General features: G+C 63.4%; 19 protein-coding genes. 6 read left to right on the forward strand and 13 right to left on the reverse strand.

What is annotated here, in order from left to right; translation table 11 throughout:
- Window positions 1-15: 15 nt before the first annotated feature.
- The 10 genes from ABWP89_RS03900 to ABWP89_RS03945 all read right to left on the reverse strand — a co-directional run bounded on the left by ABWP89_RS03900 (window position 16) and on the right by ABWP89_RS03945 (window position 15,425).
- On the reverse strand, window positions 16-4,749 hold the full coding sequence (locus ABWP89_RS03900) for a hypothetical protein (protein ID WP_353227373.1): 4,734 nt from the start codon (window positions 4,747-4,749) through the stop codon (window positions 16-18).
- Window positions 4,750-5,236: 487 nt separating this feature from the next.
- Entirely contained in the window at window positions 5,237-6,664 is a 1,428-nt protein-coding gene (locus tag ABWP89_RS03905; protein ID WP_353227374.1) for an amidase, read from the reverse strand.
- 101 nt (window positions 6,665-6,765) lie between these two features.
- Window positions 6,766-7,833, reverse strand: coding sequence for an aromatic ring-hydroxylating oxygenase subunit alpha (locus ABWP89_RS03910; protein ID WP_353227376.1), 1,068 nt, complete (start codon window positions 7,831-7,833; stop codon window positions 6,766-6,768).
- Between the two features lie 37 nt (window positions 7,834-7,870).
- A complete protein-coding gene (locus ABWP89_RS03915) occupies window positions 7,871-8,740 on the reverse strand; it encodes an amidohydrolase family protein (RefSeq protein WP_353227377.1) in 870 nt (289 codons plus the stop codon).
- A gap of 2 nt (window positions 8,741-8,742) precedes the next feature.
- Window positions 8,743-10,437 (reverse strand): class I adenylate-forming enzyme family protein, encoded by a 1,695-nt coding sequence (locus ABWP89_RS03920; RefSeq protein ID WP_353227378.1) that lies wholly within the window; start codon window positions 10,435-10,437, stop codon window positions 8,743-8,745.
- Window positions 10,438-10,646: 209 nt separating this feature from the next.
- Window positions 10,647-11,360, reverse strand: coding sequence for a DUF6629 family protein (locus ABWP89_RS03925; RefSeq protein WP_353227379.1), 714 nt, complete (start codon window positions 11,358-11,360; stop codon window positions 10,647-10,649).
- An 11-nt stretch (window positions 11,361-11,371) separates the two neighbouring features.
- Complete coding sequence (locus ABWP89_RS03930) at window positions 11,372-12,529, reverse strand: alkene reductase (RefSeq protein ID WP_353227380.1); 1,158 nt, start codon at window positions 12,527-12,529, stop codon at window positions 11,372-11,374.
- 123 nt (window positions 12,530-12,652) lie between these two features.
- Window positions 12,653-14,374 carry an oleate hydratase gene (locus tag ABWP89_RS03935; protein WP_353227382.1) on the reverse strand — a complete coding sequence of 574 codons (1,722 nt, stop codon included), beginning with the start codon at window positions 14,372-14,374 and terminating at the stop codon, window positions 12,653-12,655.
- A 116-nt stretch (window positions 14,375-14,490) separates the two neighbouring features.
- Entirely contained in the window at window positions 14,491-15,210 is a 720-nt protein-coding gene (locus ABWP89_RS03940; RefSeq protein WP_353227383.1) for an SOUL family heme-binding protein, read from the reverse strand.
- Complete coding sequence (locus ABWP89_RS03945; protein WP_353227384.1) at window positions 15,207-15,425, reverse strand: hypothetical protein; 219 nt, start codon at window positions 15,423-15,425, stop codon at window positions 15,207-15,209. Before ABWP89_RS03945 ends, ABWP89_RS03940 begins: the two co-directional genes overlap by 4 nt.
- A gap of 265 nt (window positions 15,426-15,690) precedes the next feature.
- Between ABWP89_RS03945 and ABWP89_RS03950 the strand changes: the two genes are divergently transcribed.
- The 4 genes from ABWP89_RS03950 to ABWP89_RS03965 all read left to right on the forward strand — a co-directional run bounded on the left by ABWP89_RS03950 (window position 15,691) and on the right by ABWP89_RS03965 (window position 18,048).
- Complete coding sequence (locus ABWP89_RS03950; RefSeq protein WP_353227385.1) at window positions 15,691-16,341, forward strand: BON domain-containing protein; 651 nt, start codon at window positions 15,691-15,693, stop codon at window positions 16,339-16,341.
- A gap of 27 nt (window positions 16,342-16,368) precedes the next feature.
- Complete coding sequence (locus ABWP89_RS03955; RefSeq protein WP_353227387.1) at window positions 16,369-16,773, forward strand: hypothetical protein; 405 nt, start codon at window positions 16,369-16,371, stop codon at window positions 16,771-16,773.
- A gap of 135 nt (window positions 16,774-16,908) precedes the next feature.
- Window positions 16,909-17,313 (forward strand): thioredoxin family protein, encoded by a 405-nt coding sequence (locus ABWP89_RS03960; protein WP_353227388.1) that lies wholly within the window; start codon window positions 16,909-16,911, stop codon window positions 17,311-17,313.
- Window positions 17,314-17,325: 12 nt separating this feature from the next.
- Window positions 17,326-18,048 carry a cytochrome c biogenesis CcdA family protein gene (locus ABWP89_RS03965; protein WP_353227390.1) on the forward strand — a complete coding sequence of 241 codons (723 nt, stop codon included), beginning with the start codon at window positions 17,326-17,328 and terminating at the stop codon, window positions 18,046-18,048.
- A 22-nt stretch (window positions 18,049-18,070) separates the two neighbouring features.
- Here the strand turns inward: ABWP89_RS03965 and ABWP89_RS03970 are convergent, their stop codons facing one another.
- On the reverse strand, window positions 18,071-18,364 hold the full coding sequence (locus tag ABWP89_RS03970) for a hypothetical protein (protein WP_353227391.1): 294 nt from the start codon (window positions 18,362-18,364) through the stop codon (window positions 18,071-18,073).
- A gap of 228 nt (window positions 18,365-18,592) precedes the next feature.
- Between ABWP89_RS03970 and ABWP89_RS03975 the strand changes: the two genes are divergently transcribed.
- Entirely contained in the window at window positions 18,593-20,632 is a 2,040-nt protein-coding gene (locus ABWP89_RS03975; RefSeq protein WP_353227393.1) for a M13 family metallopeptidase, read from the forward strand.
- Window positions 20,633-20,775: 143 nt separating this feature from the next.
- Window positions 20,776-21,666, forward strand: coding sequence for a fatty acid desaturase family protein (locus ABWP89_RS03980; RefSeq protein ID WP_353227394.1), 891 nt, complete (start codon window positions 20,776-20,778; stop codon window positions 21,664-21,666).
- Window positions 21,667-21,682: 16 nt separating this feature from the next.
- Here ABWP89_RS03980 and ABWP89_RS03985 read toward each other — a convergent pair whose 3' ends face one another.
- Entirely contained in the window at window positions 21,683-22,378 is a 696-nt protein-coding gene (locus ABWP89_RS03985) for a Crp/Fnr family transcriptional regulator (protein ID WP_353227396.1), read from the reverse strand.
- Window positions 22,379-22,671: 293 nt separating this feature from the next.
- Window positions 22,672-23,157, reverse strand: a complete 486-nt coding sequence (locus ABWP89_RS03990) for a flavin reductase family protein (RefSeq protein WP_353227397.1) — start codon at window positions 23,155-23,157, stop codon at window positions 22,672-22,674.
- Window positions 23,158-23,176 lie beyond the last annotated feature (19 nt).

Here is a 23,176-nt window from a genome sequence, read left to right on the forward strand (position 1 = left end):
AAGCGCCCCACCCCGTCAGGTGAAATCGGCCTTGGTCAACAACTTGGTACCGCCATACAGGCTTATTTGCGTGAAGCTGCGGTTCAACTCCAGGCTTTGCCAGGTGTTGTTGGTCTTGGCCGAAATCAACCCGTTCCAGCTGACAAACACCGGCATGCCGACATCGCCCAGTACGGCATCGCGCAAAAATTCGCGGGTCGCGCCGGCACCGTTGTCAAACCCGCCGCCGGTGTATTTTGTCGACCAGTCCGCACCAGCGATGTCGCCCTGCATCCCCGAATACGTCGAACCCTGATCGGCCCCTACCGCACCATAGCCTTGCAGCACGAATTCGTTCCACACCGGATTGGTGGACATCGTCCGGTCGATGGTATCGACCCGGTTGCCACTGAGGGTGATAACGCCGCCGGCACCAAGGAGTTTTTGGGACACAAGCAGATTTTCGGCTTCGACCAGGGAGTCGATGATCCGTTGCACATCTTCGCGCGCGGTCTGGGCCATGCCAGCGCCGCCCGGCTTTTTTGACCAGCCGGCGATCGCCGTGTTGAGGAACACCGCCTCGGCATTGGCTTCGAGCATCTGTGCTGTGGTCAGCTTGGCGCCCGCCTTGGCCTGATTGTACAGCGACAACCATTCCGCCGACAGATCACCGGTGTGGAACAGCCCGTCACCGCCCGCCACCCAGGTGTGACCGTTCAGCGTCTGGGTCGATGCGATAGACGCGCCTTCGGCGGTCACTACCATGCCGGCCTTGGTGGTAGAGGTCGGCAGCGGTGCTGCGATGATCGAGGCCGGTGCGTTGGCCATCAGCACGAATGCACCGGTTGCCTTGGCATTCGACGAGAAGTCTGAGGCCACCAGAATCTGACGATACATCAGGTTGTTGAGCGCTGTGGTCTGGTCCTGCAGGGTGCCGGCCGTCCCGCCTTCGCGGTCGAGCGCGTAGAGCGCACCGTTCTGCAGCGTGGTGCCAAACATCAGGTCGTTGATCAACACGTCACCGACGAACGAGGCGAGTGCATAAGTACCATTGCCGGCCCCGCCGCCGACGAAAAATTGCGAATTGCCGGCCGAATAGCGGAAGTCACTGGCATAGCCGTTGTAACGCGCCGCACCGTGATTGGCGGCGTTATTCCCCTGGCCTGCGCCCTGAAGTGCCAGTTCACCCAAGACCTGCCCCTGTAAGGTGGTGCCATTCAGCACGTTTTTGATGGCGACCGCGCTGGCAGTGCTCAGCGGCCCGGATATGTTCACCTTGGCGATCTTGGCGGCTTCGGCTTCGGCGTCGATCACACGCTGCACGTCTTCGCGAGCGCGCTGAATCTGTGACTCGGACTGGTAGCGAATGTCGGTGTTTTCGAACACAGCCTCGGCATTGGCTTCGAGCCGTTGCCACGGCGTCATCGTTGCGCCGCCGGTGCTCAGCAATTCCTGATAGAGCGAGCGCCATTCGATTTCGAGGTTGCCGGTTTCATACAGTGCGTCGGCATTGATCGTCCATACATGGCCGTTGGCGGTCAGCGTCGGGGCCAGCCAGATGCCAGACTGGTTGGTGCCGTGCGCGGGGGGCGCCGCCACGACCGGGGTAGCGACCCCGCCCGGTACCATGACATTGGCCGCGGTCAGCACCAGGCGGTATCCGGCGTTGAAGGTCGTCAACGCAGCGTTGAGCGTTTGACCGACCCCGCACCCGGCGCTGCGCAGATAGGTGACGCCGTCGATCGTCGCCCGACCGAACACCAGATCACCGCCGACAATGTCGTTGAGCACATTGCCGATCGCGCGGCGGCCGGCATCGGGCAGCGCCCCGACGAACAGATACTGGCTGCTGCGCCCGCTGAAATCGTTTTCGTACCCGCTTTCGACAGTGTTCCAGCCGCCGGACAGGCCACGGCCCTGCGTCGCCAGTTCAAGCAGTGCCGGGCTGCCACGCAAAGTATCGCCCAACACGACGAAATCCTGCGCGGATAGCGCCGTCTTTGATTGGAGCCCGGCGGTACCCATGGCGCCCCAGATCGCGTCGATCTCGCGCTGGATGTCGGCACGGAACCTGCCCTGCTCCGCCTCGCTCAGCTTGGTGATGCCGGTGGCCTCAAACAGCGCTTCGGCATTGGCCTCGGCGCGTTGCGCCCACGTCATACCCGCCGGATTGGTCAGCAATTGCTGATACGCCTTGTACCATTCCAGCGCCAGATCGGTGGTGGTCTGGAACAGGCCCTTGCTGTTGGCCTTCCAGTCGTGCGCCAATCCGGTCACGGTATCGCTGATGACCGCACCGTTGGCGGTGACGACCTGGCCCTTGCCGGCCACCGCATTGTCGCCGACGCCCGGCACCGCGCCGGGAATGGTCAGGATCGTGCCCTTTGCAGTGCTGGTCTTGGAAAAGTCGGCCGCGACATAGACCTGGCCAAACAGCGTCTGGTTGAAGTTGGCCGCCACGTCAGCAACTTTCCCGACATCATTGCCGTTCTGGTTGAGCTGCAGCAGGGTGCCGTTGTTCCAGTAGGTGGGATTGGCAAGGTAGCCGACGATGAAGTCCGACCCGAAACTGGTGACTGCGTTCTTGCCATTGTCCATGCCGCCGCCAACAAAAAACTGGCCGGCATTGTGGTTGTATTGGAACTGGTTGACGAAACCGGCGTATTTGCTCTGCGGCGGGTTGTTGAGACCTTCACCCTGCTGGGCAAATTCGTTCAGCAGCGGCGTACCCTGGATCATGTTGGACAACGCGACATAGTTTGCGCTCGACAGCGGTGCGGTGCCAAGCCCAAGCGTGGTCATCGCCTGTGACGTGGCGTCGATCACGCGCTGAATATCCATGCGGAAATTGGTGGCATCCGTGCCGACAAACCCGACCGCCTCCAGCAGACCTTCGGCATTGCCTTCCCAGCGCTGGATCGCGGTCAGCGTGGCGCCATTGCCGGCGGTCATCGCGGTGTAATATTGCTTCCATTCGGCGGCCAGATTGGCGGTCGTGACATATTGCCCGTCCGCATTGAGCGACCAGGTATGCGTGACCCCCGTTCCCAGCAGCGCACCGCTGAACGTGACGCTGGCCGGCAGGCTGCTGCCCCCGACCGTCGTGTTGCCGGCACCGGGCGTGGCAAAGGCATTTGCGCCATATTGCAGCGACGTCATCGCCGCATTCACCCCGCCCATCACGGCGGCCACGGTAATCCCGGTGTCGCCATCATAGTCGAGCTGATACAGCACACCATTCTGCGCGGCCTGGGCAAACGGTTGCAGCAACAGATCATTCAGCAAGCCGGTCACGGCCTTGGCGCCCGAATCAAACCCCGTGCCGATATACAGCGTGTGGCTGTCGGTCAGGCTCTGGCTCGCCCACTGCATATCGTTGAGATAGCCGGCATAGCGCGCGAGGCCCGTGCCGCCGAGCCCGTGTCCCTGCAGGGCGAGCTCATCCAGATTGGCATTGCCCTGCAGCACCAGGCTGGTGGCGTGGTAGCTGATGTCGGTAAATTGCGCCTGCGGGCCTACCCCGGCAATCACCATCGCCGCCGACAGCGCATCCAGTTGCCGCTGAATATCCATGCGGTCGGTGGCCAGCTGGCTGGCCGACAGTTTGGCCAGGCCGGTGTTGAGGAAAATACCCTCGATATTGCCTTCCAGCCGCTGGATATTGGTCAGTGCGGCCTGCTGCGCGGCGGTGCCGGTGGTCAGCACCTGATAATAGCCAAGCCATTCGGCGGCGAGGTTGGTCGACCCGGTCAGTATATAGCGCCCGGCGCCATTGGCCTGCCAGGTGTGGGTGATCCCGGCGCCCAGATCGGCATTGGCTACGGTCTGCGTGCGATCAACCGGCGTGTTGTAAAACCCCAGCATCTGTGTCGGGCCATAACTGGCCGTGTATTCCGGCGGCGGGACCACAGTGTCGGTCAGCGTGCCGGGTTTCTGGCTGAAATCCTTGGCGGAATAGACCCGGTTGAACATCGCATCGTTGAATGCACTTACCGAAAGCGCCACCTGGTCTTCGTTGTTGGCATTCTGGTTCAGCTGTTCCAGCCCGCCCCATTGGGGCACGGTCACATAACATTCGTGCGAAATAACGACATCGTCAAAAAAATCGGTCAGCGCGTTTTGGTTGTTGTCGAGCCCGCCACCAACAAACAGCGTGGTGCGGTCAACATTGTGCTGAAAATCCTGGGTATAGCCGTTGTATTTGGCCGAAGGCGGCGAATTGAGCCCGTGGCCCTGGATGGCCAGTTCCTGCAGCACGGGATCGGCCCGGATCTGTTCGGAAATCGCCAGATAGTCGTTGACCGTCAATTGCTTCGTATTGGCAATCCCCAGGCGTTCCATGGCGACGATGATCGTGTCATATTCGCGGGTGGTGTCTTCGCGGTCGCGTTCCTGCGTGGCCGCATCCAGCTTGTTGATATTGGTGTTCAGGAACACCGCCTGGGCGGTTGCCTCAAGATGTTGCAGCGGGGTCAGCGCCTTGCCGGCCTGCGCGTCCGCATAGGCGGCGGCCCATTCCTGGCTGAGGTCGGTCGGCGTGTGAAACAGGCCATTGGCATCCGCGACCCACATATGCGGCGTAAACAGGATCGTCGATGAAATCGTACTGCCAAACAAAGTATGCTCGGTCCCCGCGGCCAGCGCCTTCCCCCCCGGGGTCAGCAGGTCCTGCAACTGCGCCATCGAATTATGCGGTTGCGCCAAAGCGGCTGACCAGCTGGCAGTCGTGAACAGACCAGGCGCAGAAATCGAAGTGTACGGATCGTTCATGACAAGCCCCACGTTGGCAAGGCTCAACGGTGCGCGGCAATCAAACCAGGGCCGCGCCAACGCGCTGCCCAATCGATTGCCTCACCCCGGAGATCGCCCCAGAAGGCTCTTTTGCAGGGGAACACCTTACAAATGTTTCGTTACAATTCCTTAACGGCTATCAAGGATTTGTTAACACCGCGGTGCGGGATGGATGGTGCCGACGAGCGGACGCAGCGGCCTAGAGCGCCCTGCGATAAATCTGCACCACCGTGATTGCGCTGGAAAGCCCCGTGGCGAGAAGCAGCACGCAGCGCGGGCTGGTTGCCCCGTGCAAGTGCTGCGACGCTGCCACGGGGCTTTCCAGCGCAACCCGCAGGGGCGGGCCACTTTTGGCCCATCGCAGCGTCTCTCGTCGGTCACAATGGCCCGCATTGCTCCCTCCTCGATCCTCGCGCTGGGCCAAAATTGGCTCCGTCACGGTGGTGCAGATTTATCGCAGGGCGCTCTAAATGCTTGCGCGCCGCCCGGCCCATGGCGCGGCGCGTTCGATCTGGCCGGCCAGGCGGAACAGCAGCGCCTCATCGCCATAGCGGCCAGTGGCCATGACACCAATGGGCAGGCCATCGCGGCTCATGCCCAGCGGCAGCGACATCGCCGGCTGGCCGGTCATGTTGGCGAGCTGCGCAAACGGCGACCACATGCTGACGCGCTGACCCCACTGCGCGAAATCCACCCCGGGGCTGAGGGTGATCGTGCCCAGCGGCAGCGCGGGGGCGGCAAGTGTGGGCGACAGGATCACGTCGTAGTGTTCCATAAAGCGCGCGACGGTGACCGCGGCGGTCTGCAGCGTCGCATTGGCGCGGGCGAAGTCCATGGCGGTGCAGGTCTGGCCAAAGGCGATCATGGCAAGCGTGATCGGCTCCAGCGTGTCGGGGCCAATGCTGATCCCGGTCGCCTGTGCCCGGTCGGTGACGTCGGCCGCGACCGAGCTGGCCATCGCCACGAAACTGGCGCGGCCGATCGCGCCGGCGTCCAACTGCGGCGCGGCCACATTCACATGGTGACCTAGGCTTTCGAGCAATTTGGCGGCGGCTTCGACCGCGGCCACAACATCGGGATCGACCGTTGTGCCCGACAACGGCTGCGTCATCAGCGCGATGCGCAAAGGCCCCGGATCGCGGGCAACCTGGCTGAGGAATGGCGCGTCGGGCGTGGGCGCGCCATAGCGTGATCCGGGCTCGATCCCGTGCGTTGCATCCAGGATCGCGGCGGAATCGCGCACCGATCGGGTGACCGCGTGGTGCACCGACAGCCCGCCCCAGCCCTCGGTCCGTCCCGGCCCCATCGGCACCCGGCCGCGGCTCGGTTTCAATCCGAACAACCCGCAACACGATGCCGGAATGCGAATTGATCCGCCGCCATCGGTGGCATGTGCGGCGGGCAAGACCCCCGCCGCCACCGCCGCCGCCGCACCGCCCGATGATCCACCGGCGATCCGCGCGGGGTTCCACGGGTTGCGCGTTGTGCCGGTTGCCGCGCTTTCGGTGGTGCCGGTCAGGCCGAATTCGGGCGAGGTGGTCTTGCCGAAAATGACAAAGCCGGCGCGTTCGATCCGCGTGACCAGTTCCGATGTTTCGGTTGCGCGATAGTCGTTGTAAAACCGGCTGCCGTTGCCGGTGCGGGTCCCGGCGATATGCGTGTTCAGATCCTTCAGCAGCCAGGGCACACCGTGGAATGGCCCCATCGGCAGCCCGGCGGCGATGGCCGCGTGCGCCCGGTCATACAGCCTTTGCGCCATGAAGCCGAACGCCGGATTGCGCGCCTCTGCCCGGGCGATCACCGCATCGAGCAGTTCGCCCGCGCCCAGCTGGCGCCGCCGCACGAGGTCGGCCAGACCCATGGCATCCTCGCTATCCAGCACGTGCCCGATCATTCCGCCGCCCCCGCCCGTTGTACTTGTTCCAGCCAGCACCCGGCCAGCGCCTGTTGCCACCATGCTTGCCGCCGCGCCTGCCAGCACCTTACGCCGCGTGATCACGCGTAATAGCGGGCATAGTATTTGCGGAACTGCGGGATCGGGCCGTCGCCGTCGCAGATCACCGGGTTGGTTTCGAATTTCTGGCGGTCCCAGATCACCTTGTCCTGATCGAACTGTTTGCAGATGTCGCGGATGATGGCGCGCGCCACCCCGGCGCGTTCGCCCTCGGCCTGGGCGCGCGGCTGGGCAAAGCAGAACCGCACATGCACATGGTCCAGCTCCACCGGGGTGATGCAGGCCACCAGCAGTGTTTCGGAAATGCCGGTAAAACGCGTCCAGCTTTGCCCGGGGCCCATCGTGTCATAGCTGATGCAGCCATCGACTTCGCCCCACGGCGTGCCCATTTTCGCCTTTACATCGGCGCCCCGGCCCCAGTCGCCCCAGCGCAGTTCGCCCAGCGGCACATTGGCGGTGCCGTGAATATAGCGGAAATGCGCCACATCGACGCCGTTTTCGGCCATGTTCTGGATCGATCCCCAGACATTCCATTCGGTCACATCGAAATCGGTCCAGTCGGGGTCGGAACATTCGGGCAAGTGCACCACATCAAACAGCGGCGCCGCGTCCTGGGGGTGGTACCAGCCCCAGATAAAGCGGTTGGCCTCTGTCACATGCCAGGTGCGCGTGCATTTGCGCTTTACCTGCGGCGGGATCACGCGGGCATAGGGGATGTCGGCCACCACGCCGTGGTCGCCGTCATAGCGCCAGGCGTGGAACGGGCATTCCAGCAGGTTGTCGTGGACTTTGCCGCCGTGGCCCATATGCGCGCCCAGATGCTTGCAATAGGCATCGAGCATGCGCACCGCGCCATCCTGCCCACGCCAGATCACCAGCTCCTGCCCGAAATAGCGCAGCGGCCGCACCTCGCCCGGCGCCAGCTCCGACGACAGCAGCAGCGGATACCAGCCGAACGGAAAACCGATGTCGAGCCCGCGTTCGGCGATCGATGCGCGGCCCTGCACCTCGGCCACGCGCCATTCCTTCAACGCGTCACCTTTCAGCTTTTCCAGGATCTGCCATACCGCCACGGGCGGTGTGCGGGCGTCGGTTGCCACTTCGGTCATGATCGCAAGCCTCTTTTTCGATTATGCCAGTTCTGGTTCAGGCCAGATTAAACACGCGGCGCGCATTTTCGCGCAGGAATTTGGGCCAGACATCGTCCTTGAACGGCACCGCCGGCATGTCGCCCATGATCCGGTCGAGGCTTAGCCCCATCGGGAAATAGCCGGCATAGATGATCTTGTCGGCGCCGCGGGTGTTGGCGTAATCGATGATCGCCCTGGGATAGTGCTTGGGCGCAAACGCGCTGGTCGAATAATAGAGGTTTGGCCATTTCAGCATCAGCTTTACCGCCAAGGCTTCCCACGGTTCGGCACCGTGGCGCATCACCACCTTAAGCTCTGGAAAGAACCAGCACACTTCGTCAAGATGTTCGACCTTCTGCGTTTCCATCGGGATGCGCGGGCCGGGTATCCCGACATTCAGCAGGATCGGCAGGCCCAGTTCGCAGGCCGTGGCATAGAGCGGGAACATGTATTTGTGGTTGATCGGCACTTGCGGCAGCGTCCCGGCGGGAAACACGCTGATCGCCGACAGCCCGACCTCGGCATGGATGCGCCTGATCCGCTTCACATCCTCCATCCCCGCATTGGGATCGCACGGCAGGTCAAAGAAAAACCGGTCGCCATACAGTTCCTTGGCGCGGCGCGAGGTGGCGTTGTCGTTCCACCCGACCAGCGCGCGTTCAATATTGTGTTTGTCCATCTGTTCGACCGTCCAGCGGATATAATCATCCTGCTGGCCGGTCTGCGGAATGTCCTTGAACATGTATTGCGCGGGCATCGCAAACTGTTGCAGCGTCTGCTGATCCTTGATCAGCGGGCGGAATGACGCGAACCATTCGGAGCGGTCCTCTGCATCGGGAATGCCCAGCATGCAGTCGATGATTTTCACGTCGGTGGGCATGCCCATGGTCAGTTTGCTCCTTCGCGGTGCAGCCATGCCTGGCGCAGCGCCTTTTTGTCCACTTTGCCCACCGCGTTGCGCGGCAGGGTCAAATCGGCAATCGTGAGTTCGGTCGGCGCCTTGTAGCGCGCCAGGCCGCTGGCCACCGCCTCGATCAGTGTGTGCGCGTCCAGCCCGTCGCCCCTGACCACCGCCACCAGCCGTTCGCCCAGTCGTTGATCGGGCAGGCCGAACGCCGCGCATTCCAGCACGCCCGGCTGTTCACCCAGCACGCGTTCAACCTCTGCGCAGAAAATGTTTTCTCCGCCCGAAATGACCATGTCCTTCACCCGGTCGACGATGAAGATGTAATGTTCCTCATCGACAAAACCGACATCGCCGGTGCGCAGCCAGCCATCGGCGGTAAACGCCGCCGCGTTCGCCTCTGGCCGGTTCCAGTATCCCTGCATCACAAACGCGCCGCGCACCTGGATTTCACCGGTGTCCCCCGGCCCCACTACCGTGCCATCGGGCGCGACGATGCGCACATCGGCCAGCGGCAGGACCCGTCCCGCCGACGCGCGTTTGCGCAGAAAATCGGCGCCGACAGCCTGCGCCAGCGCGCCCGAACATTCGGTCATGCCATAACCGGTGCCCATCATCGCCTGCGGACAGGCCCCGCGAATGGCATCGAGCAGGTTGACCGGCAGCGCCTGCCCCCCGCTGGCCACATTGCGCAGACCGGCCAGCGCGCCGGCATCGCCGCCCTGTTCAACCGCGCGTAGCAGGTCCCACAGCATCGTGGGCACCCCGGTCAGCATCGTCACGCCTTCGTGGGCGATCAGCCGCAGCGCCTCCGCCGGGTTCCAGCGCCGCAGGATGATCACTTTCGTGCCGGCAATCAGCGGTGACAGAAAGCCCGATCCAAGCCCGGAGATATGGAACAGCGGATAGACCAGCAATGTCGCCTGTTGCGGCATATGCGCCAGGATCGTTTCGATCGCCACGCCGGCGCCGCGGGCAATGCCGTGCAGCACCATCACGCCCGACAATTGCACCGTCATCAGCCCGGTGACGAGGTTGCGATGCGTCAGCACCACGCCCCGTGGTCGCCCGGTGGTGCCAGAGGTAAACAGGATCGCGGCGGGATCGCCCGGCGCCGCCGGGGCCATTTCCGGGCAAACGCCCTCGCCCGAAATCGTATCCGCACGGGTAAGGTCGATCATCGGCCCGGCATGGCCGCCCGCGCGCAGGCCATCAAACGCCCGCGTATCGGCCAGGATCAGCGATGGCGTCACTTCTTCAACCATGGCGATCAACTCGGCGGTCGCGCCGCGGCTGTTGAACAGCACGGCGACACCGCCGGCGCGCAGCACCGCCAGAAACCCGATCATCCATTCGGCGCGGTTGTGCATGCACAGCGCAATGCGCTGCCCCCGGCAATCGCCGAGCCTGGCGGCCAGGCGGTCGCGGCGCATAAACAGGTCGTCAAAGCTCAGCCGGCGTTCATGCCCCTGGTCATCCCAATCGACCACCGCGGTCCGCGCGCCGTGGCGACGCGCGGCCTCGATCAACTGGTTGAGATCGGGCGGCGCATTGCGAAATACCCGCCCGCCATCCTGTGCCGCGATTTCGAACGGCATGCCCGGTGCGGTCAGTTCGGCCAGCAAGGGATCGCTGTGCGCAGACGCCGGCACAGTCACGTGCAGGACCCGCGCGGCCATGATCCGCATTCGCCTAACGAAAACGCGTGGGATCGCGTGCCTGCGGCGTCCATAACCCCTCCTCGCTGCGCAGGCTGGCGACAGGACGGCGATTTTTACCGGACCATTCGACGCAACTGCGCTTTTGCGGGCGTTATAAATCACATTTTGCGAATTTCAATACCGTTTGAACTGCGCATAGTGCGATTGTGCAGAATCCAGCAGGTGGATCACAGTGCGGTTGAGCGCCACCGCAGCCACGGGAACAGATAGGGCCTTAGCCGGGCCGACAGACCATTGGGTGCGCCCAGATCGATGTCTCCACGATGGAACTGCCAATAGAGCATGACGCTAAGCGTCGCGGCATAGAAACACCAGACCGAGGCAAACGTATATTCGCGCACGATTTCGACGACGGTCAGCCCGATCACATTCAACAGCCCGTACCACCTGACCACGCGGTGGGTCGACAGCAACAGCGCACCACAAGTGGCCAGGATATACAGCAGCGAAATCGCAAAATTGCCGGTCACCGGATTGCGATAGGCAATCGAATGGCATTCCACAAACGCCCGGCTGGGCCAGCCCACCAGCCCGACCAGGTCCCACACACACACCACCGCGCCAATGGCGACCAGCAGCATGATCGCCCGCCGGCGCCAACCCGCCGGTTCCATCAGCACGACCGCCACCGGCATCAGCAGCGGCAGCACGCCTTGCGCATAGGTCATGAACAGGAACGCCATATGGTCCAGCGCGATCGTACCGATCCTGCCCTCCAGCCCCAGCCAGACGAAACCTTCGCTCAATTGGTGCACCGCAAACAGCAGAGGTACCGCCGCAAACAGCAGCGTGCGCGGTTCTCGCACATGGCGCAGGGTTGCCACGCCGATCGTTCCAATCACGCCGGCGGCGATGAAGCTGGCAGTCGCGGAAAAGCACATGGGGTTTTCGTTTACCCGACCTCTGTGCTTTCCCACGCCACCTCAACCGGCGGCGCCAGCGCGGGATAATCGGTATAACCGTGCGCGCCGCCGCCATAGATGGTATCGGCGGCCATCATCGGGTTCAGCGCGGCGTCCGCTTCCAGCCTCGCAACCAGATCCGGATTGGCCAGAAACGCCCGCCCGAACGATACCAGATCGGCGCGCCCGCTGGCCACCGCGGCCATCGCCATGGCGCGGTCATAGCCGTTGTTGACCATCCAGGTGCCGTGATAGCGATCGCGCAGCGCGGCATAGTCGAACGGCGGATTGTCGCGCGCACCGCCGGTATCGCCCTCGACCACATGGACATAGGCCAGGCCGATCGGATCGAGCCGGTCCACAACGTGTTCAAACAGCGGTTGCGGATTGCTGTCGTGCGAATCCCCGGCAGTGGACACCGGGGACAGCCGCACACCCAGCCGGTCCGCGCCGATCGCAGTGGCGCAGGCCTCCACCACTTCGATCAGCAGTCGCGCGCGGTTTTCGATTGATCCGCCATAGGCATCCTGGCGGTGGTTACTGCCGTCGCGCAAAAACGCATCGAGCAGATAGCCATGCGCGCCGTGGATTTCGACGCCGTCAAACCCGGCATCGCGCGCGCGCAGCGTGGCATGGGCAAAATCGCTGACGATGCCTGGCATTTCCGTCAGTTGGAGCGCGCGCGGCAACGAACAGGGGGCAAACCCGCCCTCACCCGCCGCTGCGCCGACAAACGTCCGCGTATTGGCGCGGATCGCTGATGGCCCGACCGGGGCCTGCCCGCCAGGCTGAAGCGAGGTGTGCGAAACGCGCCCGGTGTGCCACAGCTGCACAATGATCGTGCCGCCCTGCGCATGGACCGCATCGGTGACTTTGCGCCAGCCGATCACCTGCGCCTCGGTATAGCAGCCCGGCGTATCGGCATAGCCCTGCGCCTGTGCCGATACTTGCGTTGCCTCGGCAATGATCAACCCGGCGCCGGCGCGCTGTTCGTAATATTGCGCCGCGAACGGCCCCGGCACCAGCCCCGGCCCTGCGCGGTTGCGCGTCAGCGGCGCCATGACCACGCGGTTGGCACAATGCAGCGCGCCCACGTTCACAGGCTCAAACAAAGTGCCGGGCGCGCGCGCGGGATAGGTTCTGGCCATTGTCATTCTCCGGGCCGGGACAGGCCAATCAGGGGGAAATCCCGAGGTTGCCGATTGCGCGTTCCGGCCGCCGGCGTCGCGGGTCGGAAACTACGCGAACCGGGAACCCGGGTCAGGGGATGGTCAGACCACCGGTTCGGGCAGCGCATTCACGAACGCCAGCAGATCGGGCAACGCCGGGCTGGCCGCCGCGATGTCTTTGATATTGGCGGGCGTGATCGCATCGATCCCCAGCGTTTCCTTGATCGACGCGACAATCACCCGCACGTCATAGGCCGGCTCGTGCATCGGGATCAGCGGTTTATCCAGCCCGGTCAGGCCCCACACCGCCATCATCGCGGTGCGGACAGAGGTTTCGACCGTGAACACCACGTCCCCCGGCAGTTCGACAAATTGCCCGATAAAGGCCAGATTGACGCACCCGTCAGGGATGACTTTGGGCCGATCGCTGATCTTGCGAGGCATGAACTGGCTGGTGATATAGGGCATCATGCAGGTCGATACCGATGTGTGCGCCAGGATGCTGTCGATCTTGTCGCTCAGCCCGCAGTGATACAGCACCTCGGCAAACATTTCGGCACCGGTGCAGTCGCGCATCGGTTTCCTGACGAAATCACCGGGCACGTCGCTGATCTGGCCATAGCCCCACAGCACATGCACATCGGCCGGCTGATCGGGGAAATATTTGCTGTACGGTACAAAGCTGATCCCCCAGGCGGAATCGACGATCGTGATCGCTCCGCCGGTGCCGGCCGTGTCACCGGTCTTGGCCTCCATGAACGCGGTAAAGGTGGCATCGCCGGTGATGGTGGGGAAATAGCTGATCCAGTTGGATGCCTCGACCGAGGACAGGAACGCCGCCGGGTGGCCAAACTTCGCATCGCGCGCGGCCAGCTTTTCCCAGACCGTGAAACAACCGCGATCGGTGGTACCGCGATCGAACTTTGGCGCAGTGTGCGTGTCGCCCATTGTCGCGTTCTGCGTCAGCGAACCATTGGTAAAGAACACCAGGTCATCGCGCGCCAGATCGATGCAGTGTTCACCCGCAGCATCGCGCAGCATCAGGTGGGTGGCCAGCGTTTCGACGCCAGTGTCGCGGATGGCGATATCCGTCACCGTGGTCCCGGTCCGAAACCGCACCCCGAGCGATTCCAGCCAGACGTGCAGCGGTTTGATGATTGAATCGTATTCGTTGAATTCGGTATGCAGGATGCCCACGCTTTGCGGCAGGACATAGTCCATCATCATGAACCGCTGCACATAGCGCCGCACTTCGATCAGCGAATGATATTCACGAAACGCCAGTTTGCTGGCCCAGGTCAGCCAGAATACCGAATGAAAGAATGCCGGGCTGAACCAGTCGGTCACCGTCATCATTTCCAGATCGGCTTCCGGCGCCAGTTGCAGTTCCATCATGCGTCTGGCGTCGTGGGCCGACATCAACGGGCCGGAATAATCGTACAATTGCCCCTGCTTTTCCATCAGCCGGAAATGGCTGCGGATCGGTTCGCGCACATTGGCCTGGTGGGTTTCGTCCAGCACGGTCAGGCCGGGCGTCTGCAGCGAAGGCACCTTGCTGCACAGATACCACAGGCATTCCATGTATGATTCCAGCTCGCGCTCACCCCGGCTGGTATAGCCGCCGGCAACGTCGCCCGCCGCATCCATGGCCCCGCCCATCAGCGGCAGGCTTTCATAGATCGTGATATGGCTGGCGGGCATATGCGCGTCGGTCGCCAGAAAGGCCGCGGCGGAAAGACCGGCAATGCCGCCGCCGATGATGTGGGCGCGTTTTTCCGTGATGCGTTCGGGCGGCAGGGCGTTGATACGATCATAATTGCGCATGGTCGATGCTCGCTGAATGAGGGCGCGGTCGCTGCAGGTTGTGCGATGCGTGGCCCGCTATCCGGGTCGGCCGACTTGCTGCACAGGTTCGGAAAATACGCGCGTGGCGGCAGGCATCATCCCGCCAGCGGGATCATCACCTCGTTCCGCCGCAGGAACCACAAGGTCCAGGGCGGATTGTACTGGGCCAGCGTCGCCGGCCCGGACGTGTGCAAATGATGGCTTTGCGCGAATGCCAACAGCTCTGCGGTCTTTGCCGCCAGGCTGGACTGGGTGGCCACGCCGGAAAACCGGACGACGACAAACCGCGCCGGCGCCATTTGCCGGAGCATGACGCGCGGGTCGTTCGGTTTGGGCAGCGTGGCCAGGGTATAGCTCGACGGCATCGTGAACCGCACTACCCAGGCACCATCGGCCGGGGTCTGGGTGACTGGCGCGGTCATCGCAATCGTTTCGCTGGTCCGCTGCTGCGCGACCGGGGCGGTCATGGCGATGCTCTGATGGCGGGTGTTGCCGCCAAAAATATAACCGGCGAGCAACCCGAACCCCTTGCGCACCGCGCCGGCCTGATCACCGGTGACCGTGACCTCGGCCACCACCACCGCCGGATAATCGCGCACTTCAAACGCGCCTTCGTGCAGTGACACGGTGAATTTCGGTTCTTCGACGGCCATGGCCCAGCTTCCTATGATGGCCACGCCAATCAGCACGGCCGGAATCACCAGCCATTTCGCTGCGCTGGTGCGGGCCAGGCCTGCACGAATCCTGATACGCGGTCCCGGCATGCCGCCATTCTTCGCGCCGTTTTCCGGCGAAGGCCACAGGGGTTTTTTCATCCGGGTGTCTTTGGCAGCGTCAGCGGCACGGTGGGCGATGCCGCCTCTGCCGGGTCGACCGGCGTTGACTGGCTGGCCGGCATGCCCGCGGGCGGCTGTTTCATGCTGCCCAGCGGGTTGGCAAACCACACCACCACCACCACCAGCATGGCCAGCAGCAGCAGCGCCCAGAACCATTTGCTGTCTGGCATCTTGCCACGATCAAGGTCGGTCATTGTGGATTGTCCTGTGTTGGAGCGGGCGTTTGTGCAGGTTGCGCAGGGCGTTGCGTGCCGGTTTGGACACGTGCGACACGCCATTCCCGCCATCGCGCCATCACCGCCAGCTGCAACCTGTTGAAGCTTCATGCGCCGCGATCATCGCCGGACAACAGCCTCGGAAACTACCCGCGCGGTTTGCCTCCCAGAGTAATTTCCGAGGCTGCCGCGCGGCTGTCGCCCTCGCCCATATGCCCGGACCGCACCGATCCAGGAGATGATCATGTCCCGTGACGACCAACTGCAAAAAGCCGTGCTGGCCGAACTGAACTGGGAACCCAGCATCACCGCATCGCACATCGGCGTAACCGCGCAGAACGGCACGGTCACGCTGACCGGGCAGGTTTACAGCTATGGCCAGAAGCATGCCGCCGAAATGGCCGCCGGGCGCGTGACCGGGGTCAAGGCGATTGCCGAGGAAATCGAGGTAAAGCTGCCGTTTGAAATCAAGCGCAACGATGCCGATATCGCCACGGCGGCGATCGATCGGCTGGCGTGGGACGCCAATACCCCGCACGATGCGATTCTGGTCAAGGTCGAAAAGGGCTGGATCACGCTGACCGGCACTGTCGAATGGCATTACCAAAAAGACGCAGCGGAGCGCGAAGTGCGCAATCTGCTGGGCGTCACCGGCATTACCAACGAGATCATGATCACGGCCAGCGTCGATACCGCGCACCTGCAGGACGATATCCAGCACGCCCTGCACCGGTCGATCTTCTTTCAGTCGGAAAAGGTGCATGTCACCGCGCATGACGGTCATATCAAGCTGACCGGGACGGTCAGTTCATGGCCCGATCGCCGCACCGCCGCGCTGACTGCGTGGGGAGCCCACGGCGCGAAGTCGGTTGAAAACGACCTGACCGTCGCCTGATCACCACCCCAGTCACAGGATATCGCCATGACCAATGCCATGACCACGTTCACCAAACAGATGCGGACCAAACTGGATGAGGTGGAATTTCGCCTCAAAACCCTGAAGGCCGAAACCGACCAGCAGATCGACCATGCAGAAAAGGCGATCCGCGCGCATGTCGATACGCTGGAGGCTGCGGCCGAACATGCCAAACATTCGCTCGATCACGCGCGCGCCGATGTCTCGGGATGGATCGACGATACCAAAGAGGCCGTCGCCGGATGGAAAACCCGGTTCGATACCACCATGCTGCAGGCCCGCGCGGCACGGTATGAACACTATGCCCAGGCAACGCTGGTAGTGGCGCTGGCCGATGTCGACCGCGCGGAAAAGGCGATGCTGTCGGCAGGGCTTGCGCGTGACGAGGCCAACGCCACCAGGGCGAAATAGGCCTGCACCGGCGCGGCCACAGACCATGGCCGCGCCGCGTCTGGTGCGCGACGGCAATATGGCCGAAAAACCGTGTAACCGTCAGCCGCTGTGGACCGAATGGCTTTCAGACCCCTGTTTGAAAGACACCCTGCCATGACCACGCGCTTTCTGATTACCGCTTTGTCCGCCTGCTTTGCTGCCGCAATCTCGGTCCCCGCCCTGGCCGCTCCGATCCAGCCGTTCAGCGCGGCGGCGCTGAAGGCCGCGCAGATTGCGGGCAAGCCCGTTCTGGTCGATGTTCACGCCGACTGGTGGCCAACGTGCCGGCGGCAGGCCCCGACCATCACCGAACTGTCGCACGACCCGGCCTTTGCCAGACTGGTCATCCTGAAGCTGGATTTTGACAGCCAGGTCCCCGCGCGTGAGGCGCTTGGCGTCAGCAAACAAAGCACGCTGGTGGTTTACAAGGGCACACGCGAAACCGCCCGCGCCACGGGCATTGTCGATCGTGATCAGATCCGTGCGCTGGTTGCCACCGCCACCACCGCAACGCGCTGAAGGATCGACCCGATGGCCTTGCTCAACCCTTTTCTTGGCTTTGCGGCGGGTGCGCTGACGATCCTGTCGCCTTGCGTCCTGCCGCTGGTGCCGATTGTCCTTGGCAGTGCGGCGCAAAAGCACCGCTTCGGGCCGTTCGCGCTGGCCTTTGGGCTGGTCGCGTCGTTCACCACGATCGGCATGGCGGTCGCGATCCTTGGCCCGGCGCTGGGTTTCAATGGCGAAGGTTTGCGCATTGCCGGTGCGCTGGTGCTGGTCGCGGCGGGCCTGACGCTGGTCGTGCCGGCCATGCAGACGCGGCTGACCAGTCTGGCCACGCCGCTGGCCAATTGGGCCAATGCCCGGCAGGTCGGGCTCGACCGCTTTGGCCTGGCTGGCCAGGCCGCGATCGGCGCGCTGCTGGGCGTGGTGTGGAGCCCGTGTGTCGGCCCGACGCTGGGCGCGGCGACCGCGCTGGCCGCACAAGGACAGGACATCGGCCAGGTGGCCGTGGTCATGCTGGCGTTCGCGCTGGGGATTGCGACCGTCCTGCTGGCACTGGCCTTTGCCAGCCGGGGCCTGCTGGCGCGCTGGCGCGGGCGGCTGCTGACCACCGGCAGCGGCGGCAAGCGTGCGCTGGGCATGGTGCTGGCGGCGGTCGGATTGTTCATCGTGACCGGGCTGGACCGGAGCGCAGAACGCGTGATTGTGTCAGCCTCACCCGACTGGCTGATCAATGTCACCACCGCGTTTTAGGATAGGGTGATTTGCGCAGAGATCATGCGGCCGCGCCGGGAGCGTCCATCAGCACAAAGATCGGACCATCGCCTGCCCGCAGCACGATCGCTTCACCAACGATCCAGGCCGAGCCCGGTTTTTCTTCAGAGGTCAGCACCCAGTGCTTTTCGTCATGGACCGCGTAAACGCCCGAAGCGCGCTTGCTGCCCCGCGGTGTTTCAGCCTCCACAGTCATGCGAAAGCGATAGGTGGCCGCTCGGTCCGTCAATTTGCACCACCCCAGCAACAGCACGACCGCCAGCAGCCACCATTTTGCACGCCCCAATTGTGCCACGCCCAAACCCCGTCAATGCCGCGCGCAGCCCTATGCTGTGGGCCGAACGATTGCGAGAGCTTTGGTCTGGCCGCTTTGCCGTCCGCCACATTTCCGGATATGACAACGGCGCAACGGACCGCTCCACGAAACGTTGACAGAGTTCTGCAGACGACATTCTGGCCGGGTTGACAGGCGCACAGATGATCCGCACACCCTGACGAAAGTTAGCGAATTCAGGGGTTTCCGATGCGCACGATTGCTCTTCTTGCCTTGGCCGGGTCCATGCTGGCGCCGGCGTTTCCGACGCTGGCCAGGGACGCCGCTGCAGCGACCACGCAAAGCGCTGACAGGCCGGTGTACGGCACGTTCGGTTTCGACAGCACGGGCATGGACCCGGCCGTCACGCCGGGGGACAATTTCTTTGGCTATGCCAATGGCGGCTGGCTGAAATCCACCGCGATCCCGGCGGACAAGGCCGATTTCGGCATGTTCACCGTGCTGGATGACCTGTCAAAGCAGCGCACACAGGGCATCCTGAAGGCGGAACTGGCCAACCCGGCCAGCCGGATCGGCAATGCCTATGCCAGCTATCTCGATCTGGCGACGGTCGAGGCCAGGGGGCTGACGCCGATCCGGCCATGGCTGGACCGGATCAAGGCGCTGGCAACCAAAGCCGATTATCCGGCGCTGGTGGCAGAGGCGGTGCGCAATGGCGTGCCCGGCCCGTTCCGGATGTATGTCGGGCAGGACGACAAGCATCCGGACACCTATGTGGTGAACCTGTCGCAGGGCGGCATCGGGCTGCCCGACCGCGATTATTACCTGATGGACAGCGCAAAGATGGCGGCGACCCGCACCGCCTATGTCGCGCATCTGGCGCAGATGCTGACGCTGGCGGGCGAAAGCAATGCCGAGGCGCGCGCCGCTGCGGTAATGACGCTGGAAACCGCGATTGCCCGCGCGCACTGGACCCGCATCGACAGCCGCGACCGCGACAAGACCTATAACAGCATGACCGTGCCGCAGCTGGTGGCGGCGGCACCAGGTTTTGATTTCGCCGCGATGTTCCGGGCGGTCGGCATCAGCCCGCAGACCGTGCTTATCACGCAACCAACGGCGTTTACGGCGGAGGCGAGCCTGATCGCCGGTGCCGATCTGGCGGTGCTGAAAGATATGCTGTTGCTGCGCAGTCTCGACAGCTATGCCACGTATCTGCCCGAAGCGATCGCGAAAGAAAGCTTTGCCTTTAACGGCACGGTGTTGAGCGGCACGCCCGAGCGGGAGGAACGCTGGCGCCGCGCGGTGTCATTCACCAGCGCCACGCTGGGCGATGATATCGGCAAGATCTATGTCGCGCAGTATTTTCCGCCCGCGACCAAGGCGGCGGCGGACGCGCTGGTGCACAACGTGATCGCGGCGATGGGCACGCGGATCGACAAACTGGACTGGATGGCGCCCGAAACCAAGGTGAAGGCCCACGAAAAGCTGGCGGCGTTCACCCCCAAGATCGGCTATCCGTCACAATGGCGCGATTACACCGGGCTGGATGTGCGCCGCGACGATCTGTTCGGCAATGCGCTGCGCAGCCGGCAATTTGAATTCGCGTACAACCTGGGCAAGCTGGGCCAGCCGATCCGTCGCTGGGAATGGGGCATGACCCCGATGACCATCAACGCCTATGCCAATTTCGGCATGGTCGAAATCGTGTTTCCCGCCGCGATCCTGCAACCGCCATTCTTTGATCCCAAGGCCGATCCGGCGGTCAACTATGGCGGCATTGGCGTGGTCATCGGCCACGAATTGAGCCACCATTTCGATGACCAGGGCGCCAAATACGACAAATCGGGCACGCTGACCAAATGGTGGACGCCGGGCGATATTGCCGCATTCAGCGCGGCCGAGGCCAGGCTGGCCGCGCAATACGACGGCTATGAGCCGCTGCCGGGGCAGCATATCCAGGGCAAGCTGACACTGGGCGAAAACAGCGCCGATCTGGCCGGGCTGGCGCTGGCCTATGACGCCTATCATGCGTCGCTGGGCGGGCGGCCGGCGCCGGTGATCGACGGGCTGACCGGGGATCAGCGGTTCTATCTGGGCTATGCGCAAGTCTGGCGCAGCAAAATGCGCGAAGAAGCGCTGCGCCAGCGCCTGCTGACCGATCCGCACTCCCCCGGCGAATACCGCGTGGCCGAGGTGCGCAACATTGATGCATGGTACCAGGCGTTCGGTGTGCAGCCGGGTGCCAGGGCTTACCTTAAGCCCGAAGATCGTGTAAAAATCTGGTAAGGCGCAGCGCCGGCGGCAGCGATCTGCGCCCAGGAAACACCACGCCGAATGTGCCATGCAGGTCGACATCCGGCGTGAAATGGCGCGATGCCTTTTGACACGACCGCCGGTTTGGTGTTTTTATCGCGCCAGCGGAGAGAACAATGACGCTATCCCGGTATCTATCCGACTATCTGGCGCGCGACGAACTGGTCGCGCTCAACCGCCGCTCAAACATCCGGGCATGGTGGGCTTTTGCGGTGAACTGGGGGCTGATCGCTGCGGCCTTTGCGCTGGTGGTCCATTGGCCCAACCCGCTGACCGTGGTCGTCGCGGTGCTGGTGATTGCCGGGCGGCAATTGGGGCTGGGTATTCTGGTCCACGATTGTGCGCACCAGGCGCTGTTTCGCGGTGTGCGGGCCAATATGCAGATCGGCCAGGCGCTGGCGGGCTGGCCGATGAACATTTCCGTCGCAGCCTATCGCACCTATCATCTGGCGCATCATCGCCATGCGGGTACGGCCGCTGATCCCGATCTGGGGTTTGTCGCCGCCTATCCGGTCACCGCAGCGTCGCTGCGGCGCAAACTGTGGCGCGATGTTTCAGGGCAGACCGGCCTGCGCGATTTGCGCAGCATGCTGGCGCGGTTCCGGCTGGCGCAGGAATGGCCATGGCTGGCGTTTCACGCAGGGCTACTGGCGGTGCTGGTGCTGGCGGGCGCGTGGTGGGCCTATGGCCTGTGGTGGGTGGCGTACCTGTTTGTCTATCCGGTGATCATGCGGCTGCGCCAGATCGGCGAACATGGCGTGGTAAGCAACCGTGGCCATCCCGATCCACGCATGAACACCGCCACCACGCACGTATCGTGGTGGGAACGCCTGTTGATCGCCCCCAACCACGTCAACTGGCACCTGGAACACCATGTCGCGGGCGGCGTACCCCCCTATCGACTGGCGCGGATGCACCAGCTGTTGCACGCGCGCGGATTTTATGACGGGCATGACGCGCTGTCGCGCGGCTATGCCGATGTGGTACGCCGCGCCACCCGCGTCTGAACGCGGGATCGCGCGACTATCCGGCCAGTTCGGTCAGTGCGTGCCGGTCAATCACTTCGACCTCGCGCCGGGATGGCAGCCCGATCACGCGATCGATCTTCAGCCGGGTGAACTGGCGGCTGACGGTTTCGATGGTCAGCCCCAGCAGATCGGCCACCTGCTGGCGCGAAAACGGCAGGGTAAAGCGCTGGGCCGGAACATGCAGCGTGGTGCAGCCGACATTGCCAAACCGGTCCGACATATCGAGCAGGAACGTGGCGATTTTTTCCGACGCGGTCTTGCGCCCCAGCAGCATCATCCAGGCGCGGGTGCGATCCAGCTCTGCCAGGGTGCGTTCCAGCAGCTTGTGTTCCAGTTCGGGATGTTCGCGCGCGAACCGGTCAAAATCGTTGCGCGAAAACACGCAGACGCGCGCGTCGGTCAGCGCCACCACGCTGGTCTGGCTGGTCTGGCTGAACGGGCGGCCGATAAAATCCGAAGGATAGGCCACACCGACAATCTGTTCGCGGCCATCCGCGGTCGAGGTGGTCATTTTCAGCACACCTTCGATGACGTTGGCCACCAGCAGCGAATCGTCATCTTCCCAGATCAGCGATTCGCCGGCGGTGACCGACCGACGCCGACCCATTGCGCTGAGCGCAGCGATTTCCCGGTTGTCGAGCGCCGCGCAGATTGCGCGATTGCGTACCAGGCAGGTGTCACAAGAAGCCATGCGGGGTCCGTTATCAAATCTTGTGCAGAACAACAATTCTACCCGCACGATCATGGCATACAAAGGCTGGCGCGCGCGCACAAAAAATAAGGCGGCCGGAATACCAGCCGCCCAAGGTGGGGAGAAACCGGCGAAACAGATGGTGATCAGCGCTGCCGGTCACGATCCGTTTCGTCACCGCCACTGTTGCCGCATCGCGCGACAACAGCATTGACCCATATCAAATTGATGAAAAATAAGTGCGTGGCGTGGGTGGCACAAAGTCGCTTGTCAGCGACTTTCGAAACAGACTCTCAGCCCGGCAATTGCGCCAGGTCGTGATACTGCCCGCTGAAAAACAGCAGTGGCGTGCCCGCATCGCGCCGCCCCAGCCCGTGGACCGCGCCCACCACCAGAAAATGATCGCCCACGTCGGTCACGCGTTCGACCGAACAATCGATCCACGCGATCGCATTTTCCAGCAGGGGTTGGCCCGACGGTGTATGGCCATGCGCCAGGTCGGCAAATTTGTCATCGGCCCGCGCGGCAAAGCGCCGGCACAGATCGAGCTGGTCCGACCCCAGCACATTCACGCAAAACCGCCCGATCGGCGCAATCGCCGCCCATGACCGCGATTGCCGGTCAGGGAAAAACCCGACCAATGGCGGATCGAGCGAAATCGACGTGAACGAACCGATCACCAGCCCGTGGCGCACGCCAGCGTCATCGGCGGCGGTGATCACCACCACGCCGGTTGGATAAGCGCCAAGCACGCTGCGGAACAATGCTGCATCAATCATGGGCGCCTTCGTGTCGTGT

This window comes from Novosphingobium sp. (genome assembly GCF_040398825.1).
In the GTDB taxonomy this organism is placed as follows: Bacteria; Pseudomonadota; Alphaproteobacteria; order Sphingomonadales; family Sphingomonadaceae; genus Novosphingobium.

Excerpts from the sequence above, each read along its gene's own strand:
- ABWP89_RS03900 (WP_353227373.1), bottom strand. The coding sequence starts at position 4,749 with ATGAACGATCCGTACACTTCGATTTCTGCGCCTGGTCTGTTCACGACT.
- ABWP89_RS03905 (WP_353227374.1), bottom strand. The coding sequence starts at position 6,664 with ATGATCGGGCACGTGCTGGATAGCGAGGATGCCATGGGTCTGGCCGAC.
- ABWP89_RS03910 (WP_353227376.1), bottom strand. The coding sequence starts at position 7,833 with ATGACCGAAGTGGCAACCGACGCCCGCACACCGCCCGTGGCGGTATGG.
- ABWP89_RS03915 (WP_353227377.1), bottom strand. The coding sequence starts at position 8,740 with ATGGGCATGCCCACCGACGTGAAAATCATCGACTGCATGCTGGGCATT.
- ABWP89_RS03920 (WP_353227378.1), bottom strand. The coding sequence starts at position 10,437 with ATGGCCGCGCGGGTCCTGCACGTGACTGTGCCGGCGTCTGCGCACAGC.
- ABWP89_RS03925 (WP_353227379.1), bottom strand. The coding sequence starts at position 11,360 with ATGTGCTTTTCCGCGACTGCCAGCTTCATCGCCGCCGGCGTGATTGGA.
- ABWP89_RS03930 (WP_353227380.1), bottom strand. The coding sequence starts at position 12,529 with ATGGCCAGAACCTATCCCGCGCGCGCGCCCGGCACTTTGTTTGAGCCT.
- ABWP89_RS03935 (WP_353227382.1), bottom strand. The coding sequence starts at position 14,374 with ATGCGCAATTATGATCGTATCAACGCCCTGCCGCCCGAACGCATCACG.
- ABWP89_RS03940 (WP_353227383.1), bottom strand. The coding sequence starts at position 15,210 with ATGAAAAAACCCCTGTGGCCTTCGCCGGAAAACGGCGCGAAGAATGGC.
- ABWP89_RS03945 (WP_353227384.1), bottom strand. The coding sequence starts at position 15,425 with ATGACCGACCTTGATCGTGGCAAGATGCCAGACAGCAAATGGTTCTGG.
- ABWP89_RS03950 (WP_353227385.1), top strand. The coding sequence starts at position 15,691 with ATGTCCCGTGACGACCAACTGCAAAAAGCCGTGCTGGCCGAACTGAAC.
- ABWP89_RS03955 (WP_353227387.1), top strand. The coding sequence starts at position 16,369 with ATGACCAATGCCATGACCACGTTCACCAAACAGATGCGGACCAAACTG.
- ABWP89_RS03960 (WP_353227388.1), top strand. The coding sequence starts at position 16,909 with ATGACCACGCGCTTTCTGATTACCGCTTTGTCCGCCTGCTTTGCTGCC.
- ABWP89_RS03965 (WP_353227390.1), top strand. The coding sequence starts at position 17,326 with ATGGCCTTGCTCAACCCTTTTCTTGGCTTTGCGGCGGGTGCGCTGACG.
- ABWP89_RS03975 (WP_353227393.1), top strand. The coding sequence starts at position 18,593 with ATGCGCACGATTGCTCTTCTTGCCTTGGCCGGGTCCATGCTGGCGCCG.
- ABWP89_RS03980 (WP_353227394.1), top strand. The coding sequence starts at position 20,776 with ATGACGCTATCCCGGTATCTATCCGACTATCTGGCGCGCGACGAACTG.
- ABWP89_RS03985 (WP_353227396.1), bottom strand. The coding sequence starts at position 22,378 with ATGGCTTCTTGTGACACCTGCCTGGTACGCAATCGCGCAATCTGCGCG.
- ABWP89_RS03990 (WP_353227397.1), bottom strand. The coding sequence starts at position 23,157 with ATGATTGATGCAGCATTGTTCCGCAGCGTGCTTGGCGCTTATCCAACC.